The sequence below is a fragment of the Rudaea cellulosilytica DSM 22992 genome, from assembly GCF_000378125.1.
In the GTDB taxonomy this organism is placed as follows: domain Bacteria; phylum Pseudomonadota; class Gammaproteobacteria; order Xanthomonadales; family Rhodanobacteraceae; genus Rudaea; species Rudaea cellulosilytica.
Window position 1 is genome coordinate 563551 of the sequence record NZ_KB899242.1, and the last position, 17642, is coordinate 581192.

Here is a 17642-nt window from a genome sequence, read left to right on the forward strand (position 1 = left end):
CTGTCAAACGCGCTTTGCGAACTGCAGCTGAACATATCTGCAACGATAACGAAATCCAAACGCCGGGTCGCCACGAACGTGCCAAGCTCGCTCGCAGGGGGCCCGCGACGAGAGGAGTTGCAATCATGGCTCAATCCGAACAATCCGCAGTGCGAGTGAACGCCACGCGCGAAGGCAACGCCCCGCGCACAGGTTTGTCTCCCTTGACCATCGTGGCACTGGTCGCCGTGGCGTTCGCCGCGAACGCCTGGTTTTTCTACCATCAAGGCCAGAAGGAAGCATTGAGCGACGGATCCGAAGCGTTGCCCAGCGCCACCATCGCCTGGACTCGGCCGGAGGAACCATCGTCGGCAACTGCCGCCCAGGGGGAAAGCGATACCGCGCAGCAACCCGCCAGCGCCGCAAACGACGCGGCCAAGCCGGCTTCAAACGATGCTGCGACCGCCGACAAGGCTGCCGTGAAACGCACGACGCGAGCCAAGCCCACGAATCGCACGATGCTGGCCAAAGTGACTCCGCAGGCCACGCGTTCCGCGATGACGCCGTCCGAGCGCAGCGTCGCGCTGCTTACTCATCCCAAGCCAGCCTACCCGGCGCCGGCGTTGCGCGAGCGTCAGCAGGGCACGGTCGTCGTGCTGGCCAAGGTCGATGTCGCGGGCCACGTCAGCGACGCGCAGGTCGTGCGCCGCAGCGGGTCGTTCACGCTCGACCGCGCAGCGATGAACGAAGTACGCCACTGGAAATTCGAACCTGCGCTGCACAACGGCCAGCCCGTGGTCGCGAGCGTCGAGGTGCCGGTGAGCTACCGCCTCGGCGATTGAGTACGCACAACCGCATTGACGCCGGGGTTCGCATCCGCGGGCCCCGGTGCTTGCGCTAGCTCGCCTTGACCGCGGTCTTGCGCAAGTTGCGTTCAAACAGCGCCAAGGTGCGCTTCCAGGCTTCGTGCGCCGCGTTCTCGTCGTAACGCGGTGTGGTGTCGTTGTTGAATCCGTGCTGCGTTCCCGCGGGTTGGTACAATGCGTAGCGAACGCCGGCCTGTTTCAGTGCGCCCTCGTAAGCCGGCCAGCCCGCATTGACGCGTTCGTCGTTGGCAGCCAGCACGATCAGCATTTCAGCCTTGATCCTGGCCACGTCTTCCGTCGGCGGAGCGGTGCCGTAGAACGGTGCGGCCGCGGCAAGATCCGGCAACTGCGTCGCGAGGAAATTGACGATGCCGCCCCCGTAGCAGAATCCGACCGCGCCCATGCGTCCGTTGCTGCCGTCGCCGCCGCGCAGCATCTGCGCCGCGGCGAGAAAATCCTGGCGCGTCTTCGTCTGGTCGAGCTTGGCGAACTCGGCGCGCGCCTTGTCCTCGTCGCCCGGATAGCCGCCGAGCGGAAACAGTGCGTCCGGCGCGAAGGCGATGAAATTCTCCAGTGCAAGCCGACGCACCACGTCCTCGATGTGCGGATTGAGGCCGCGGTTCTCGTGCACGACCAAAACCACGGGCAGTGGTCCGCGCGCCTTGGCCGGCTTCGCCAGATAGCCGCGCGCGTGGCCGTAGCCTTTGGGCGAGGGAAACTCGATGTACTTCGCCGACAGCCGCGAGTCGTCCGGCTTGACCTGCTGCGCGGCGGCGAATTGCGGGCTCAGCGCTTCGAGCAGCCCGACGGCCGTCGTCGCGCCGACGGCAAAGCGCGCCGCGGAGCCGAGAAAAGCGCGTCGATCGATCACGCCGTGCACATACTGGTCGAACAGGCGCAACACTTCGGGATCGAAATCGTCGACCGTCTTGCGTGGAAGAGTTGTCATAGAGAGCCTGCCTTCGTGTCGGCTTGGCGAATCGAATGAACCTGATTCTTTTCTATTTTACCCGCCGTGTGCGAGCGCGTAGTCGAGCGCCGCGCGCACGGCCGCCACCTGCGCGGCGTTGCATTGCTCGGGCGTTGCGCGTGGGCTGTCGGGATAGACCTCGGTGGTGGTCTTGTACGCCGCATTGGTGACGCCCGCACAAAGGCCGAGTTTCTTCAACGCGTATTCGATCACGCCCGGCGAGGTCACGCGCGAGCCGATGATCTCGCCCTTCGCATCCGCCGGTGCGATATGCGTGACCTTCGCTACCGCTTCGATGATCGCCTTCTGAAATGCGGGCTGCGGGCGCTCGCTGTCGTCGACCAGATAGAACCCGTCCGGAATGCCCTCGGGCTCGAATGGCTTGCCGTCGCGCGCGGCCAGTGCCGGGCGGAATTCGGATTCGTCACTGTCGGTGGTCTCGTGCAGATCGACATGCACGAGGAAGCGATCGCGCAGCGGCGCGATGAGCTTCAGCAGCGCTGCGGATTCGGGCGCCGGGCTGTTTTCGCGGAACGAACGGTTCGGATCGATCGCGAGCGGATTCCAGCGATGGATACGCTCATATGCCCAAGGGCTGATGCACGGCGCAATAAGCAGGTTGACGCGGCCGGCATAGTCCGCCGCATGCATGTCGACGAATTGCAACGCGCCATGCACACCGCTGGTCTCGTAACCGTGCACGCCACCGGTGACCAGCGCGTAGGGAAGGTCCTCGCGCCAGCCGCGGCTGCGGATCGCAAACAGCGGGAACGATTCGGGCGCATAGTCGAGGCGACCGTACTCGACCACGTCGAAGCGATCGCGCAGGTGGTCGACGACGCTGAGCACATCGGTTTCGTAACTGCGCTTGCGCGCCTGGCGCGACAGCCAGAGGGTTTTTTCGGCCTGGCCCCAGGGCTGACCGGGCGTGCCTATGGAATGGATTGTCGAAGGATTCACAACGTTCGCTCGCGGATGCAATGAACCGCGAACTTTAGCACCAAGCGCTCGCGCTCGTCGTCGCGCGCCGGATGTCGACGACGTTGCGTAAACAGCACCGAGTGCGGACTCAGCAGGCCTCGCAGATTTCCAGCTTCGGTCGGCGCAGCGTGGTGGCGGCCCAGGCGTAGATCAGCATGCCGAGCAGCGCCGTGATCGCGCCGACATAGCCGGTCGAAGTCCAGCCCCAGCCCGCGCTGATCGCCATGCCGCCGAGCCAAGGTCCGAGCGCGTTCGCCGCATTGAATGCGGCATGATGCGAGGCGGCGGCGAGCGTCTGCGCTTCTCCGGCCACGTCCATCAGGTGCGTTTGCAGTACCGGACCGAGCGCCCCCATCATGCCGACCGCAATGGTGATCGGCAGCAGCGTCCACAGCGAACCTGCGGCGAGCGGGAACAACAGCAGCATCGCCGCCGCGCCGAGCAGGATCGCCGGCACCGCGCGGAAACGCAGGCGGTCGAACAGCCAGCCGCCGAGGAAATTGCCGATCACGCCGCCGAGGCCGAAACCGGCCAGGCCGAGCGGGATCCATTTCGCCGACACCTGGGTCACTTGCATCATTGTCGGCGCGAGATAACTGAACACGCAGAACAAGCCGGAAAAGCCCACCGCGCCGATCGCCAGCGCCTGCCACACCGGCAGGCGATTGAACGCGCGCAATTCCTCAAGCGGATGTTTCGGCGCCTCGACCTTGTCGCGTGGCATGAACGCCGCGATCAACGCTACCGTCGCCACGGCCACGCTCGATACCATGACGAACGCCCAGCGCCAGCCTATCGTCTGTCCCATCCACGTTGCGATCGGATTGCCGATCAGGGTCGCGATGGTCAAGCCGAACATGACCAGGCTCACCGCCTTGCCGCGCTCCTCCGGCTTGCTGATCGCCACCGCCGCGAGCGCGGCAACGCCGAAATACGCGCCGTGCGGCAGGCCAGCGACGAAACGCGCCAGCATCATGCTCAGGTAGTCCGGCGCCGACGCGCTGGCCAGATTGCCGAGCGCATAGAAGCCCATCAGCAACAGCAGCAGCGCGCGACGCGGCAAACGGCCGCCGAGGATCGCCAGCAACGGCGCGCCGACCACGACGCCGAGCGCGTACATGCTGATGATGTGGCCGACCTGCGGTTCGCTCACGCCGAAGCTCTTCACCATCTCGGGCATCAAGCCCATCGCCGAGAACTCGCTCGTGCCGATGGCGAAGCCGCCGAGGGTCAATGCGGTAAGGATCAGCGCGCGGTGGCGCGGCGCTACGGTCGCCGCCAGTACCGTGGTTTCGAGAGCCGAAATCGTTTCCATGGCCGCATTATGCTGCATCGCAGCACACTTTGAGTGAACGTGAAAGAAACTTAAGGAAATCCGCGTTTCCCAAGGCGCACAGCAGATTTTCTTTTTTGCGGATTTGTCGATTCCGCCTACCTGCAAACGTCATCGAGGAGCAAACCGTAGCCCTTCAAAACCACCGGAGAACCTCATGACAAAATTGTTCCTCGTCGCCCTCTTGCTGGCCAGCGCCGGCTCCGTCCACGCACAGGACAGTAAATCCGCGCCCTACCCTACGATGGCGCCGATCGAGCAATACCGCATCGCCAACCGCGACGACGAAATCGCGCTCGCGCGCAGCGCTGCTCCGCCGTCGATTTCGGCCGACGCCGAGGTGCTCGTTCTCGGCAGCCGCGGCTTCGAAACCGCGGTCGAGGGCAAGAACGGCTTTGTCTGCATCGTGGAACGCTCCTGGGGCGCGGGTTTCGACGATGCGGAGTTTTGGAATCCCAAACTGCGCTCGCCGATTTGTTTCAACGCGGCCGCCGCGCATTCCGTCGTGCCCCCATTTCTCAAGCGTACTGAGTGGGCACTGGCCGGCGTCTCCAGGCAGGAAATGATCGAGCGCAGCAAAGCCGCGTACGCGAACAAATCCTTCGTCGCTCCCGATCCGGGCTCGATGTGCTACATGCAGTCGCCGCACGCCTATCTTTCCGACAAGGACAGCCACTGGATGCCGCATTTGATGTTTTTCCTGCCGCGCGTTGCGGCTTCGTCCTGGGGCGCCAATCTGCCCGGTTCACCGATCATTGCGTTCGAAGGCAGCGATGTCGACCCGGTCACCGTGTTTCTCGTTCCGGTGCGCAAGTGGTCGGACGGTACATCCGCTCCTGATCATCACGCGAAGTGAGCAGGACGGGCGCGCCAGGCCGCGGAATCAGTTAGCTCTTGACTCAATCCCGCAGCGCTGCTTCCACGCGCCCTTGTTGCCGGATGAGCGCCTCCTTGCGCGCTTCCTCGATGGACGCCATCACGGCGTCCACATCGGCGTTGCTGTCGTCGAAAACGAACCTGCCGGTCAGCGGCGAATTCGGCAGCAACTCGCCTTTCTCGAACAGCGCCCACATTTCTTCGCCGTAGTGCGTAGTCGCAAGCGCGGGCGCGAAGCGCCCCAGCGTGTCGCGCAGGTTGTGCACGTCGCGCAGCAGCATCGAGCGCGCCGCGTTGTTGCCGGCGGCGCTGACCACTTGCGGGAAATCGATGATCACCGGCCCTGTGTGCGTGACCAGGACGTTGTATTCGGACAGGTCACCATGTACGAGACCGAGGCAAAGCATGCGCACCACATCACGCATCAACACGGTGTGAAACGCGAGCGCCTGTTCCGTACTGAGTTCCACTTCGCTCAGGCGCGGCGCATTGTGTCCGTCCGCGTCGACGAGCAGGTCCATCAGCAACACACCATGGAAGAACCCGCGCGGGCGGGGCACGTTCACGCCGGCCTCGGCCAGCAGGTAGAGCGCGTCCACCTCGGCACTCTTCCACTCGGCTTCCTGCTCGCGGCGGCCGAACTTGCTCGCCTTGGCGATCGCGCGCGCCTGTCGGCTGCCGCGAAACTTGCGTCCTTCCTGATACTGCACGCGTGCCTGGAAGCTGCGCTGCGCCATGTCCTTATAGACCTTCGCGCACAGTTCGTCGGCGCCGGAACGGACCACGTACACCGACGCTTCCTTGCCGCTTTTGAGCGAACGCAGCACCGCGTCGATCACGCCATCGTCGATCAGCGGTTGCAACCCTTTGGGAATCTTCATCGAATCGAAACTGTCACGGCAGGGTCGCCATTATCGGTGATTGGCGATTTCGCTGCCGCATGTAAGACTGATCTAGTATTCGCGCATCCTCGGGCACGGCCTTTCAACCCCGACACCATTGCCGAATGGAGCAACCACGCACATGAGCCAACCGATTCGACACAATCCGCTATGGACTCTGGTGGTGCCCCCCCTGAGCATCGTCATTCTCCTGCTGTCCTGGGCGCTGCCGGGCATGCCCGGCCTGCTCGCGCTGCTCGTGCTTGGACTCGTCGGCAGCGTGATCGCCTCGGTGCACCATGCGGAAGTGATCGCTCATCGCGTCGGCGAACCGTTCGGCACGCTGGTGCTCGCGCTCGCGGTCACGGTGATCGAGGTCGCGCTGATCGTATCGATGATGCTGTCCGGCGGCGAAGCGACCTCCGGCCTCGCGCGCGACACCGTATTCGCCGCGGTCATGATCATCCTCAACGGCCTGATTGGCGCCAGCCTGCTCGTCGGCGGTGGCCGCCATCACGTGCAGGGCTTCCAGCTCGAGGGCATCAATGCCGCGCTCGGCACGCTGACCGTGATCGTGGTGTTCACGCTGATCCTGCCGAACTACTCCACGAGCGCACCCGGCCCCGCATACACCAGCAGTCAGCTGTTGTTCGTCGCCGCGGCGACCCTGGTTCTGTTCGCCGCGTTCACGGTATTCCAGACCATCCGCCATCGCGACTACTTTCTGCCGAAGGAAGGTGAAGGCGACGATGCGGATGTGCACGCAAGCCAACCGACGAACTCGGAGACTCTGACCAGCCTCGGCCTGCTGCTCGTCGCCCTCGTCGCTGTCGTGCTGAGCGCGAAAGGCATCTCGCCGTCGATCGAAGCCGCGCTGCACGCGGCCGGTGCGCCTGCGGCCACGGTCGGCATCCTCATCGCCGCGATCGTGCTGTTGCCGGAGAGCGTCGCCGCGATCCGCGCCGCGCATGCCAATCGCCTGCAAACCAGCCTCAACCTCGCGATCGGCTCGGCGATCGCGAGCATCGGCCTGACCGTACCGACCGTCGCCGTGCTGTCGCTGATGATGGGCTGGCCGCTCGCGCTCGGCCTCGACGCGAAATCGACGGTATTGCTCGTGCTGTCGCTGTTCGTCGTCTCGATCTCGCTGCGCACGGGACGCACGACGATGCTGCCGGGCGTGGTGCATCTGGTCCTGTTCGCCGCCTACCTGTTCCTCAGCTTCGTGCCGTAGGACGCAGGCAACCTCATCATCCTTACCGGCTTAGTCGAAACGCCTACCCCCAGAAATAAAGTTGCAACCCCTCTTCCTTCGCCTTCGGCGGTATGTCGCCGAGCACTTCGCGGTGCTTGCGAAAATTCAGTGCCGCGCGTTCCAGCAGATTGTCGATCTGCTCCATCTTGTACGGCGCCTCGCGCGTCGTGGGTTCGCGCAAGGTCTCGGCGTCCGGGAATATCCCCATCCCGCTGAGCAGGCATAGCCAGGAGAACACCGGATAGCCCTTGCCGAATCTCCCCTGAGATACGTCCTCGACGATGCTCTTGCGGGACATCCATGTCGCCAGCAAATGCTGGAGTGGATCGGAAAGATGTGGGTTATTCGCATTGGCGCGCCAATACTCGGTATCGCTGCGCGAGTTGGTCTTGTAGTGCGTGACAATGTAGTCGCGCGTGCCCTCGAACATCCCGTTCACCCATTCGTTGAATGCATTCTGCGCACGTTCGCCGATGTCGCCCGCTTCGAAATAGGCGACGAACGTCGAAATCGTGCGTTGCACGAACATCAGCGCCGTCGCTTCGAGCGGCTCGATGAATCCCTGTGACAGCCCCACGGCCAGGCAATTGCGGTTCCAGTGTCGGGTTACGCGGCCGCAGCGCATCTTCAGGTGACGCGCCTCCACGTCGGCGTCGAGCAAGCCCAGGCGCTCGCGCAACTCGCGCTCCGCCTCATCCGCCGAACAATAATCGGAACTGTAGACGTAACCGTTGCCATAGCGCCCAACGAGCGGGATCTTCCACGCCCAGCCATGCCGCATCGCAATCGACCGGGTCTGCGGCGGAATCTCCGCGCCGATCGGCGACGGCATCGCGACGGCTGCGTCGTTGAACAGGTTTTCCTTGTAGCAGACGTAAGGCGTCTTCAATGCTTTCTCGATCAGCAGCGCAGCGAAACCGCTGCAATCAACGAAGAAATCTGCCGCGAGAGTCTCGCCGCCGTCGATCAGCAGCGAGGCGATGTCGCCGCGCTCGTCGAGTTGCACGTCTTTGACATGGCAGGATCGATGCTTCACCCCGCGTTCGATCGCCTTCTTCTGCAGAAACTGGCCGAGCAGCACGGCGTCGAAGTGATAGCCGTACCAGACGTCAAACGGGAAACTTCTCTGCTGTTTCGGCGCAAAGCCAAGATCGGTCAACCTTGAGGCGATGAAGAACCGGTTCGGATGCGCGTGCACATCGAGGCCGTTCAAACGCGCCTTCACATTGTGCACGAACTGCGTCATTGTCATGTTGTCGAGCATCGACGCGAACGGATGGAAATAACTTTCGAAGCCCGGCTTGGTCGACCAGTTGTCGAAGGAGATGCCGCATTTGTAGGTGGCATGACAGGCCGGCATCCATTCGGCTTCCTCGATGCCGAGATTGTCGAAGAAGCCGCGCAGCCACGGCGTGGAGCCTTCGCCGACACCGATGATGCCAACGGCCGGCGATTCGAGCACCTCGATCTCGACGTCGCGCCCAACCGAGGCCGCCAGCGTCATCGCGCACATCCAGCCAGCCGAGCCGCCGCCGACGATGGCGATCCTGCGAATCGTCGCCGGCAGATGGGCGTCCGGATTCGGCCGCGCCGGCGCGATCGAATAGTTGAAAACCGTTGCGGTGGGTGCGCTGGGCATGCGGGCTCGTACCGGGTGGCGAGTCGGAGAACGGATTCAGGCCGGTAAAGCTAGCGTTTTTTGCAGCGAGTAGCCACCGATTCCCTGCAATGCCGGCGCGCAGCCGCATCGTTGACGACGCCGCCTTCAGCCGGCGGCTTTCTTCACCAGCGCACTGATCTTCGCCTCTCCGGCAGCGGTCAACTCCTTCAATGCGTAGGAGGTCGGCCACATCGCACCGTCGTCGAGAGCCGCCTTGTCGTTGAAGCCGAACGTGGCATATCGATCGCCGAACTTGCCCGCGTCCTTGAAGAAGCAGACGACCTTTTCATCCTTGGTGTAGGCGGGCATGCCGTACCAGGTCTTCGGCATAAGCTCCGGTGCGGAGGCGCTGACGAGGGCGTGCAGGCGCTTCGCCATCGCGCGATCGGGCTCCTTCATCTTGGCGATCGCCGCAAGGATGGCGCGCTCGCCTTCCTCGCGACTCTTGTTCATGCGCGCTTCGGCCTTCAACTCCTGCGCGCGTTCCTTCATCGCCGCGCGTTCCTCGGCAGTGAATCCTTCGGATTTCTTGCTCGTCGCAGCGGTGCTTTTGACCGACTTGCCCGCGCTTTTCTTTGCAGTCTGGCTCATGAAAATTCCTCGTGTCGATTCGGATGGGAAGCTCAGCTGCGTTCCTGTACGCGCAGCAGGTTGCCGGCGGGATCGCGCACGGCGCAATCGCGCACGCCATACGGCTGCATCGTCGGTTCCTCGACGATTTCTGCACCGCTGGCCTGGATGCGCTCGAAGGTGGCATCGAGGTTCGGCGTTGCCAGCAGCATGATCGCGTAGGTGCCCTTGGCCATCATCTCGGCAATCGTGCGCTTTTCTTCGTCGGTCACGCCGGGACTCGCGGCCGGCGGAAACAGGACGATCGAGGTCCCGGGCTGATCGGCAGGACCGACCGTGATCCAGCGCATGCCGTTGTAGCCGACGTCGTTGCGCACCTCGAAACCGAGCGTGTCGCGATAGAACGCCAGCGAGGCGTCCGGATCGCTGTGCGGGAGGAAGCTCGAATAGATGCTGATACTCATGGTGGTTTTGCTCGCGGTTGGAAACGAGCCGTCATGCTATGTCGGGCTCGGTTGTCGGCGCTTCTTCATTCCTGATCGATTGCGTCCGGACCGGCCGGGTGACCTGTCTTGCGACGCAGGACGGCATCCCCGCGGTCGCCTGCGCTGCCTCCTGCCGGTAAACGCTGGGCGACACGCCAACCAGTTCGGTGAAGCGCGTGCTGAACGTGCCGAGCGACGCGCAGCCGACTGTGAAACAGACTTCGGTGACGCTGAGATCGCCGCGCCGCAGCAGCGCCATCGCGCGCTCGACGCGCCGCGTCATCAGATAGCTGTACGGCGATTCGCCGAACGCGAGTTTGAACTGGCGGCTGAGATGCCCACCCGACATGTGCACCCCACACGCGAGCTCCTCGACGTTCAGCGGTTGCGCGTACTCGCGGTCGATACGGTCGCGCACACGGCGCAGGCGCGCAAGATCGCGCAGATGCACCAATTCGGCAGGTATGTTGGCCATGCGGCGATCGTCCCATTTCAGGCGGGAGCGCTCAAGCGCAGCGGACCAGCGGAAAACAACCATTGCAGCGTTTTTGAGAGATGAATCGCATCCCGGCTTCCCGCCGTTTCGCTGCCAGCCAGCTTCGCGCGCCTATGCTAAACCGCGAGCGAACATAAGGAGGTTGCCATGTCTGCGGATACGAAGACTCCGTTCGAGCACGTCAACGACGTCCTGGCGCAGCTCAAGGAGATGCGCCACTACGCCAAGAACAATGTCGAGACCCTGACGGCGCAGTGGTTGCTGTTCGACGGCGAATTGAAGAAGCTCAAGCAAGCCGCGCCGATCGAGACGCTGATGACGCGCCAGAGCGAGTTGCACGACGCGCTGGAAAACGAAATCGACGCGCTCGAAAAACTCGCGGTGACGTTGCAGCCGCCGCCGGAAGAGGCGGCTGCAACGGCGTAGACGCGGTCATGCCTTCGCCCGCTTCGACTGCATCAGCGCGACGACGTGCAGCATCACGAACAGCGGAACCATGAACGCCGGAATCAACACGAGCGGCAACTGCCCCATCGGCGCGATCGTCGGCGGCGTGTCGTTCGCGATCGTCATCGCGCATATCGTCGCCGTCGTGAAGGCAACGACGAAGTCGAGGATGCCGAGCGCGTTCCAGAGCTTGAACCTCGAACTCGTCGCCGCGTCGGGGTCCTTGCTCAACGCGACGATCCACCATGGCGCAACGAAGCCGATCGCCATGTCGCCGAGACCCGCCGGCCAGGCGAACAGCCCGGGCAGCACGTGATTTGCATACAGCGCGACGAAGCCGAAGCCGGCCCAGCGCCAGGCCTGTATTCCGACAATAAGACGCAGGTCCAATGCGAGCAGGAACTCGCGGAATCCCGGCAGCAAGCGCTGCGCGGCGGCGAACACGAGCAGCGGAGCGACGGCACTGGCAAACACCGGCAGCGGCGGCTGACCGGGCGAGCCCTGGTAGACCCCGCTCGCGCCAAGGATCAGCACGGCAGCGAACCATACGGCCAATGCGGCCTTTATTGCGTTTCCGACCATCGGCCCCGGGCTGGTTCCGGGCAATGTTGTGGTTTGTGAAACGGGTACAGACATGACGCCTCTCCTAGTTACTTGCGTTTTGCAAGTGTCTCGTCGACACGCTATCATCTGTAACTTGCACTTTGCAAGTGTCGATCATGAAAAAAGCAAATCGCGCAACAAAACCGGAACTGCCCCGCCGATCCCCCTGCGCGGTGGCAAACACGCTCGACCGCATCGGTGACAAATGGTCGCTGCTGCTGGTACGCGACATGCTTGCCGGCAAGACGACCTACGGACAATTCCTGGAATCACCGGAGGGGATCCCGACCAACATCCTCGCCGATCGCCTCAAGCGCCTGGAACAATTCGGCATCATCGCGCGCTCGGCTTATCAGGAGCGCCCTGTCCGCTACGCCTATGCGTTGACCGAATCGGGACGCCAACTTGGCCGCGTACTGCGCGCGCTGGCCGATTGGGGCCTGGAAAACATTGCCGGCACGAAGAAGGAACTGGTACCCGGCTCGTTCGTGCGCTGACCCTGGTCGACGGGTGGCAGCCTACTGCTTGCCCGCGCGACGCAGCGCCTGATTGACCACTTTGCGGATCAGGCTTGGGTAGGCAATGCCGGCTTTCAGCGCCGACTGCGCGAGCTCGTCGTCCTTTGCGATGCAGGGATTGGCGTTCGGTTCGATCACGTAGACGTTGCCGCCGGCGGTCACGCGCAGGTCGAAGCGCGCATAGCTGCGCAGATTGAGCGCGCGATAGGCAAGCTTGCACACCTCATCGATGCGCTTCTGCAGGTCCACTTCGATCGGCTTTGCATCGTGATTGCTGATGCCCCAGCGCTTGCGGTACTTGTCGTCCCATTTGGCCTTGTAGGTCGCGATGCGCGGCTCGTCCTCGGCCATGTCGCCGAAGGTCATCTCGCGCGCGGGCAGCGTGCGCAAGGCGCGATCGCCGATGACGCTGACGTAGAGTTCGCGCCCGTCGATATATTCCTCCGCGATCGCGTCGAGCTCCATGCGCCCCTGGATCATCTTGATGCGCGCGAGAAAGCCGGCCTCGTCGTCGACGATCGACGCCTGCGAAATGCCGCGTGAGGCCTCCTCGGTCAGCGGCTTGATGATGCACGGCAGCTTCAGCCGTTTCGGCAGCCACACCTTGTGGCCGCGGTAAAAAGTGTGGAACCGCGGCGTGCGTACGCGATGGAAACGCAGGATCTTCTTGCACAGTCCCTTGTCGTTGCACAGGAACACGGCGCTCGAACTCGCGCCGGTAACCGGCACGTCGAGCAGTTCCATCGTGGCGATGACGTTCTTGTCCCAGTGCGTGGCGTGGTTGTACGTCTCGCAGAGATTGAAAATCACGTCGGGCTTGAAGTCGCGCACCGCGTCGAGCAGGGGACGTATGTCGTCGAACAGGCTGAGACGGCGGACTTCATAGCCGGACTCGAGCAGCGCCTGATACACGTCGTTCTCGGTGTAACTGCCGTCGGGATCGGCGAATTCCGCGGCAAAGTCGTAGTCCGGCGGCACCGAATACGGCAGATCGAAGACCATCAAAACACGCGTCGCCATCTAGAGCTTCCCCCGCAACCGCGTCGTGTAGCGATAATTCATCATCAGCGTCGTCAGATAGGTGGCGAGCTTCAGTACCGCCACCGTATCCGCCTCGTCAGTGACCAGGCGCAACGCGCGGCTGCGCTGCAGCACCGCCTTGTAAACCTTGTTGACCATGTGACGCCGCTCGCCGGTCCAGTTCGACACCTCGACCAACAGCGGCTTGCGTTGCGCCTGCAGCAGTTTGGCGACCGGTCGCCGCGTTTCGCCCTGCGCCTTGCCCTCGGCGAACAGGCGGCGCAGGTTGTCGTCGTGGAACTCCGGAAAATCCTCGGCTTCGGCTTGCCGGCGTTTCTTGTAATAGCGATCGAGCGTGCTGCGGATCGCCGATACCTTCCATAACAGTTTGCCGCTCGCGCGCAGCGGCGGCTTGCCGGCGATATCGGCCATCAGCTTGTCGACGAACAGCAGCTTGTCGAGCGCCTTCCATCCCGCATATTTCCTGCGCCAGTCCAGATCGGGCGTCAGCCAGACCGCGAACGTCTCGACGAAATCCTCGTCCGGGTGGTACTGCGCGTAGTAGTAGTCGAGATGGCGCACGTAGCTCTTGCTGTACGGGCGGAAGCGATAGGTATCACCGTACTCTTCGGACGAGTGTCCGAACACGCGCTGCCAGCTACGCTTGCGGTTGAGGTCATAGGCATAGCTCAGCGCATGGCCGCATTCGTGGCGCAGCAGCTTCATGCACGCCGCGTCGGTGTCGCCCTCGGCTTCGAGCATCATCTTGCGCTGCAGCTCGATCAGGCGCGGATGCGCGAGATAGAACGGAATGCCGATGACCGGCTCGCCTTCCGGCGTCAGCCATTCGTCGGCGAGATAGCAGCGTGGCTTGAACGGGATGTTTCTTGCCTCAAGCTCGCGATAGAGCTGCGCAATGCGCGCCTCGAGCCATGTGCCCTCGATGCGCAACGGCAACTCGCACATGCGCAACGCGAGCAGCGCGTCTTCGGGAATCGTCGCAAGGTCGATCTGCGGCTTCGCAACCGCATCGACCCGCACCTTGGCGACGTCCTTAGAGGTGGGCATGAAGAAAGTGTACTCTTACCTGCGTTTTGCTGCGCACCGCGACGGAATCGTGTTGCACCGCTCGCTCAGTCACCGGAGGCCGATTTGAAAACACTGTTCGCCATCCTTCTTGCCGCCGGCGCGATGCAGAGTGCGCCTGCTCTCGCGGAATCTTCCAGGGCAAAGGCGCCGGCGCCTTCTCCCCTGCTCGGCAGTTGGGCCGTCGATATCTCGCGCCTGCCGATGCCGCAGGAAGCACGACCGCAGAGCGTCACGATCACGTTCGCGGATGCGGGCGGCGCGAAATGGAAGGTCAACGTCGACATCGTCGATGCCGGTGGAACGAAGATCAACGCCTACGGGACCTATGCCCTCGACGGCACCGCCGCTCCGGGCCAAGGCAGCACGATCGAGGCCGACACCGGCGCGATCAAGATGCCCGCGCCCAACGTGCTGGTCATGGGGCTTGGCAAAGGCGGCATGCCAGCCTCGACGCGCGTCTACACCGTCGCCGCGGACGGCAGAAGCATGATCGAGACCGCCGTGAGCTTCGACAACGTTCCGGTAATGCGAACCTTCTACTTCACCCGCGTCCGCTGACGGGAGACAGAACGAGCGAACCCGCTTCCGTCTTCTGCCGGCCGCCCGGCGTGCATTGCACCGGCATCGAAGCGGCGCAACGCGCCTCTTTTATAGTGCAGTCCACGCGTAGACGAAAAGGGTGTTGTTGTCGGATGCTCTCCGGTCGTTGCCATCGATGCTGCGGACCGCACCGGCAAAGCGCGTATAAAAAGTGTACTGAACCCCGAGCCTCAAATTGGCAAACGGTTTCGCCCACGAATCGGTCTTGCCGAATGGATTCCAATTGAACTCTGCGATACCCCCATTGGTGGTCGGCCGACCGGTGACCGGATAAAGCAACGCATCGCGACTGCCGTTGTTTGCGAAGCCGCCGAGCGTCACACCCCACGTGTTCTTGTACCAATAGCTCGCGTCGAGATTGAGGGATCGCAGCGTGCTGTGGAGCCGCTCGGCGGAACCTGCTGCGAAGGATGCATCGAGGCGTTCTTGCTCGTGCACGTAGAGGGCCTTGACCGTCACGATATGATCGCCGCTGCCGATATATTGATAACTTGCATCCACTCCGATGTGCTCGAAGCGATCGGCGGGTCCGGGCAGCGACTCCGAATCGCCTGCCGTGTTGGTGCCGACAAGTCCTCGGCGCATCTTGAGGACGACCCCTCCAATCTCGAAGTTGCCGTTTGACACATTCCTCGTGTACGCAATTCGCGCATAAGGGGCGACGCCGGTAACGCGCCCTGAGAAATCCGTATTGATCGTTCTGAGGAAGGCCGGAGAGAGCGAACGGTATCCTCCGGCTTCCGCGTACCAAGCGTCATCCAGTTGCGCATAAGCGCTGGCCCCGATGACCTGACCTGCCATGGCACCGAAAAGAACCGGCGTGGCCGGCGCCGAAGGTGCAAGATCGGGGGACATATACGGGTACTGCCACGCAGGGATGGTGTTGTATACGTCACTCACTCCGGGATTGTTGTTGAGTGATATTCCCCAAACCACTGCATGCGAGCCGATCTGGTTCGAACGCGCATAACGGAGTTCGACGTTGTCCCATCCCACCTTTCCACCGTTCTCGGAATAGGTGGCCTCCCAAGGTGGTCGCTGATGCGTCCGGCCAGAAATGCGGAAGCCTGCTCCAGCTCGACATTGTCATTCCTGTTGAAGCCACTGCCGGGCGATTCGGCTTGCGCCTTCTGCGTATGAGTAAACGTCTCGACCAACATCATCGACAGCGGGATCTTGCGATCGTCACCTGCTTCGAGCGTATAGCCCTGGAGTTTGAACTGCCGCCCGAAAGGAGTCAGCTGAGGACCAAACGCGCCGATATGGCAGGCCACGCACGGCTGATGTGTCTGTCGGGCAAATGCCGGAACGGCATGCGCGGCGGAACAATACAAAGTCAGCCAGACCAAAGCCAGGCAATACAGGGCGAGGTTTGCAGCACTGCGACTACAATTGAGGGGCAATAGAATGCCCGTGGTACGCGCGGTAGCCATACCAGTCTCCTAACTGAGGAGGATTGTTGCTTTCTTGTCGAAGGAGGTCTTGTCGCGTCGTGACTCGAGCGCGATTGCCTTGCGTACTGAAGCGTTCTCCGCAATGGCCGCGGGATAATCCCGGCTCATGCCGTGACGAATTCTGATGCTCAAGACGTCAGTGCGGCATCCTCTTTCGAAAGACACGTTTGTTCTTGGATGTCTATGAATGCCGTCGTCGCGGATGGAGGTTCATTCGCGCCCTGAATTTCCATGCGCCTTCGATCACAAATCGAAGCAAGCAACGCCGGCATGAATGTCGTCACACAACTCCACGTTTCTTGGGAAACGATGCCGCTTGGTATATTTTTCGATCCGCGCGCATTGCCAATTTTGGGTTGGTCGATGCAGCAGGAGGCAGCAACTCCGATCGTCAACCTGCTCATTCGCCAGCACGCCTCGCGCGCGAGCCAAACCATGCAGAGGAAAAGGGATGAAATCCACCCCTTCCCCCTTTGCCCATTTCCGCAAGCCCCGTTTAGTACGCCGACCCACCCGGCTGCGTGGAACTCAGCACTCCGGCCTCGGCGGTCACCGAGTAAGCCGTTCCGCCCACGGCAGCCCAGGTAGCGAGATTGAAGCCGTCGCCGGCAGCAAGGCGCGCGACGTTGATGCCGCGGTAGGTCAGCGGCTGTTTTGCGGCGCATACCTGCGGCAGTCCCGGCGCCTGCAGGAAATAGACATGGCCCGTGCCTACCACGCTCGCGTTGCCGGTAGCAGGCACGAGCAGCGCGGTCATTTCGTCGATGGCGATGCCACGCGGCGTGGTGCTCCAACCGTTGGCGGCCACGCGGCAGAGGAAGGCGATGTCGCGGCCCATGCGGTCGCGCACGCCAAAGTGGGCGTCGCCGATGATGCCTTGCAGCGCGGGCAGCAGGGCGAAATCGCGATCGAAGCTCATGTAGCGATTGAACGGATCGGCCAGGGCCTGGCTGCTGGTCACGCCTTGGCTGGCCTGCGCGGTGTAAACGAACTGGGTGAGCACGTTGAGCCCGGCGCTGGTGCCACCCACCGGCACGCCGTGGGCAATGCGCGCGTTGAGCGCGGCTTGCACCGGCGTGCCCTTCCAGAAATTGATGTAGTCGGACTGGTCGCCGCCGGCAATCCAGATGACTTCCGCCTGATTGATGATCGCCGCGACCGCTGCAAGGTTGGCCGACGCGGCATTGGGGATGATCAGCGTAGCGACGGAATTCGTGTTTGGGCACAGCGCCTGCACATACGGGTTGTAGGCATCGGTACCGGTGGCGCGGATGATCAGGAAATCGCCGTTGCCGCCCATGCTGCACAGCCATTGAAAGGCCTGGTCGACATCCGTACCGCCACCCATCAGCACCGTGCCGGAGGTCGTCGCGGGTGCAACGTCGGCGGCATTGCCGACGCGCGTGTAGGTGTAGGACGGCGCCTTGCCTGCCAGCGCGGGCGAGGACAGGACGAAAGCGGACAAAAACATCAGCAGAGTACGCAGCATGCAGCACCTCATGGTCGGATGTCGGTCATGCCGCAAACGAGCTCGGTGACGCATGGCGACGTCAGCTGCA

Annotated in this window: 20 protein-coding genes; 6 read left to right on the top strand and 14 right to left on the bottom strand. The window is 62.9% G+C overall.

What is annotated here, in order from left to right; genetic code table 11:
• The first annotated feature begins 125 nt into the window (after window positions 1–125).
• Window positions 126–821, top strand: a complete 696-nt coding sequence (locus tag F455_RS23475; RefSeq protein WP_083918933.1) for an energy transducer TonB — start codon at window positions 126–128, stop codon at window positions 819–821.
• 55 nt (window positions 822–876) lie between these two features.
• Here the strand turns inward: F455_RS23475 and F455_RS0112255 are convergent, their stop codons facing one another.
• The 3 genes from F455_RS0112255 to F455_RS0112265 all read right to left on the bottom strand — a co-directional run bounded on the left by F455_RS0112255 (window position 877) and on the right by F455_RS0112265 (window position 4111).
• Window positions 877–1794 (bottom strand): dienelactone hydrolase family protein, encoded by a 918-nt coding sequence (locus F455_RS0112255; RefSeq protein WP_018973587.1) that lies wholly within the window; start codon window positions 1792–1794, stop codon window positions 877–879.
• Window positions 1795–1851: 57 nt separating this feature from the next.
• Window positions 1852–2775 (bottom strand): M14 family metallopeptidase, encoded by a 924-nt coding sequence (locus tag F455_RS0112260; protein ID WP_018973588.1) that lies wholly within the window; start codon window positions 2773–2775, stop codon window positions 1852–1854.
• Between the two features lie 109 nt (window positions 2776–2884).
• A complete protein-coding gene (locus F455_RS0112265) occupies window positions 2885–4111 on the bottom strand; it encodes an MFS transporter (protein ID WP_018973589.1) in 1227 nt (408 codons plus the stop codon).
• A gap of 175 nt (window positions 4112–4286) precedes the next feature.
• On the opposite strand from F455_RS0112265, the gene F455_RS0112270 reads away from it, so the two are divergent.
• The gene (locus F455_RS0112270; protein WP_018973590.1) at window positions 4287–4985 is read left to right on the top strand and encodes a hypothetical protein; all 699 of its coding nucleotides are present in this window, start codon (window positions 4287–4289) and stop codon (window positions 4983–4985) included.
• A 43-nt stretch (window positions 4986–5028) separates the two neighbouring features.
• Here the strand turns inward: F455_RS0112270 and F455_RS0112275 are convergent, their stop codons facing one another.
• The gene (locus F455_RS0112275; RefSeq protein WP_018973591.1) at window positions 5029–5886 is read right to left on the bottom strand and encodes a PA4780 family RIO1-like protein kinase; all 858 of its coding nucleotides are present in this window, start codon (window positions 5884–5886) and stop codon (window positions 5029–5031) included.
• A 142-nt stretch (window positions 5887–6028) separates the two neighbouring features.
• Between F455_RS0112275 and F455_RS0112280 the strand changes: the two genes are divergently transcribed.
• Entirely contained in the window at window positions 6029–7120 is a 1092-nt protein-coding gene (locus F455_RS0112280) for a calcium:cation antiporter (RefSeq protein ID WP_026293334.1), read from the top strand.
• Between the two features lie 43 nt (window positions 7121–7163).
• Here F455_RS0112280 and F455_RS0112285 read toward each other — a convergent pair whose 3' ends face one another.
• The 4 genes from F455_RS0112285 to F455_RS0112300 form a co-directional block, all read right to left on the bottom strand.
• A complete protein-coding gene (locus F455_RS0112285; RefSeq protein ID WP_018973593.1) occupies window positions 7164–8780 on the bottom strand; it encodes a tryptophan halogenase family protein in 1617 nt (538 codons plus the stop codon).
• Window positions 8781–8906: 126 nt separating this feature from the next.
• Window positions 8907–9392 (bottom strand): iron chaperone, encoded by a 486-nt coding sequence (locus F455_RS0112290; RefSeq protein ID WP_018973594.1) that lies wholly within the window; start codon window positions 9390–9392, stop codon window positions 8907–8909.
• A gap of 32 nt (window positions 9393–9424) precedes the next feature.
• Window positions 9425–9835, bottom strand: coding sequence for a VOC family protein (locus F455_RS0112295; RefSeq protein WP_018973595.1), 411 nt, complete (start codon window positions 9833–9835; stop codon window positions 9425–9427).
• Between the two features lie 31 nt (window positions 9836–9866).
• A complete protein-coding gene (locus tag F455_RS0112300) occupies window positions 9867–10331 on the bottom strand; it encodes a helix-turn-helix transcriptional regulator (protein WP_018973596.1) in 465 nt (154 codons plus the stop codon).
• A gap of 168 nt (window positions 10332–10499) precedes the next feature.
• Here F455_RS0112300 and F455_RS0112305 point away from each other — a divergent pair, with 168 nt between their 5' ends.
• Entirely contained in the window at window positions 10500–10778 is a 279-nt protein-coding gene (locus tag F455_RS0112305) for a hypothetical protein (protein ID WP_018973597.1), read from the top strand.
• A 6-nt stretch (window positions 10779–10784) separates the two neighbouring features.
• Here F455_RS0112305 and F455_RS0112310 read toward each other — a convergent pair whose 3' ends face one another.
• Window positions 10785–11435 (bottom strand): hypothetical protein, encoded by a 651-nt coding sequence (locus F455_RS0112310; RefSeq protein WP_211212320.1) that lies wholly within the window; start codon window positions 11433–11435, stop codon window positions 10785–10787.
• Between the two features lie 140 nt (window positions 11436–11575).
• Between F455_RS0112310 and F455_RS0112315 the strand changes: the two genes are divergently transcribed.
• Window positions 11576–11899: a winged helix-turn-helix transcriptional regulator gene (locus F455_RS0112315; RefSeq protein ID WP_018973599.1), complete on the top strand. Its 324-nt coding sequence runs from the start codon at window positions 11576–11578 to the stop codon at window positions 11897–11899.
• Window positions 11900–11920: 21 nt separating this feature from the next.
• On the opposite strand, the gene F455_RS0112320 is transcribed toward F455_RS0112315, so the two are convergent.
• A complete protein-coding gene (locus F455_RS0112320) occupies window positions 11921–12940 on the bottom strand; it encodes a D-alanine--D-alanine ligase family protein (protein ID WP_018973600.1) in 1020 nt (339 codons plus the stop codon).
• A complete protein-coding gene (locus tag F455_RS20735) occupies window positions 12941–14008 on the bottom strand; it encodes a zinc-binding metallopeptidase (protein ID WP_018973601.1) in 1068 nt (355 codons plus the stop codon).
• Window positions 14009–14092: 84 nt separating this feature from the next.
• Here F455_RS20735 and F455_RS0112330 point away from each other — a divergent pair, with 84 nt between their 5' ends.
• Complete coding sequence (locus F455_RS0112330) at window positions 14093–14587, top strand: hypothetical protein (protein WP_018973602.1); 495 nt, start codon at window positions 14093–14095, stop codon at window positions 14585–14587.
• Between the two features lie 90 nt (window positions 14588–14677).
• On the opposite strand, the gene F455_RS21600 is transcribed toward F455_RS0112330, so the two are convergent.
• The 3 genes from F455_RS21600 to F455_RS20745 all read right to left on the bottom strand — a co-directional run bounded on the left by F455_RS21600 (window position 14678) and on the right by F455_RS20745 (window position 17572).
• On the bottom strand, window positions 14678–15484 hold the full coding sequence (locus F455_RS21600) for a hypothetical protein (RefSeq protein ID WP_245539988.1): 807 nt from the start codon (window positions 15482–15484) through the stop codon (window positions 14678–14680).
• 41 nt (window positions 15485–15525) lie between these two features.
• Window positions 15526–16062 (bottom strand): hypothetical protein, encoded by a 537-nt coding sequence (locus F455_RS23480; RefSeq protein ID WP_245539989.1) that lies wholly within the window; start codon window positions 16060–16062, stop codon window positions 15526–15528.
• A 517-nt stretch (window positions 16063–16579) separates the two neighbouring features.
• Entirely contained in the window at window positions 16580–17572 is a 993-nt protein-coding gene (locus F455_RS20745) for a cyanophycinase (protein WP_018973604.1), read from the bottom strand.
• Window positions 17573–17642 lie beyond the last annotated feature (70 nt).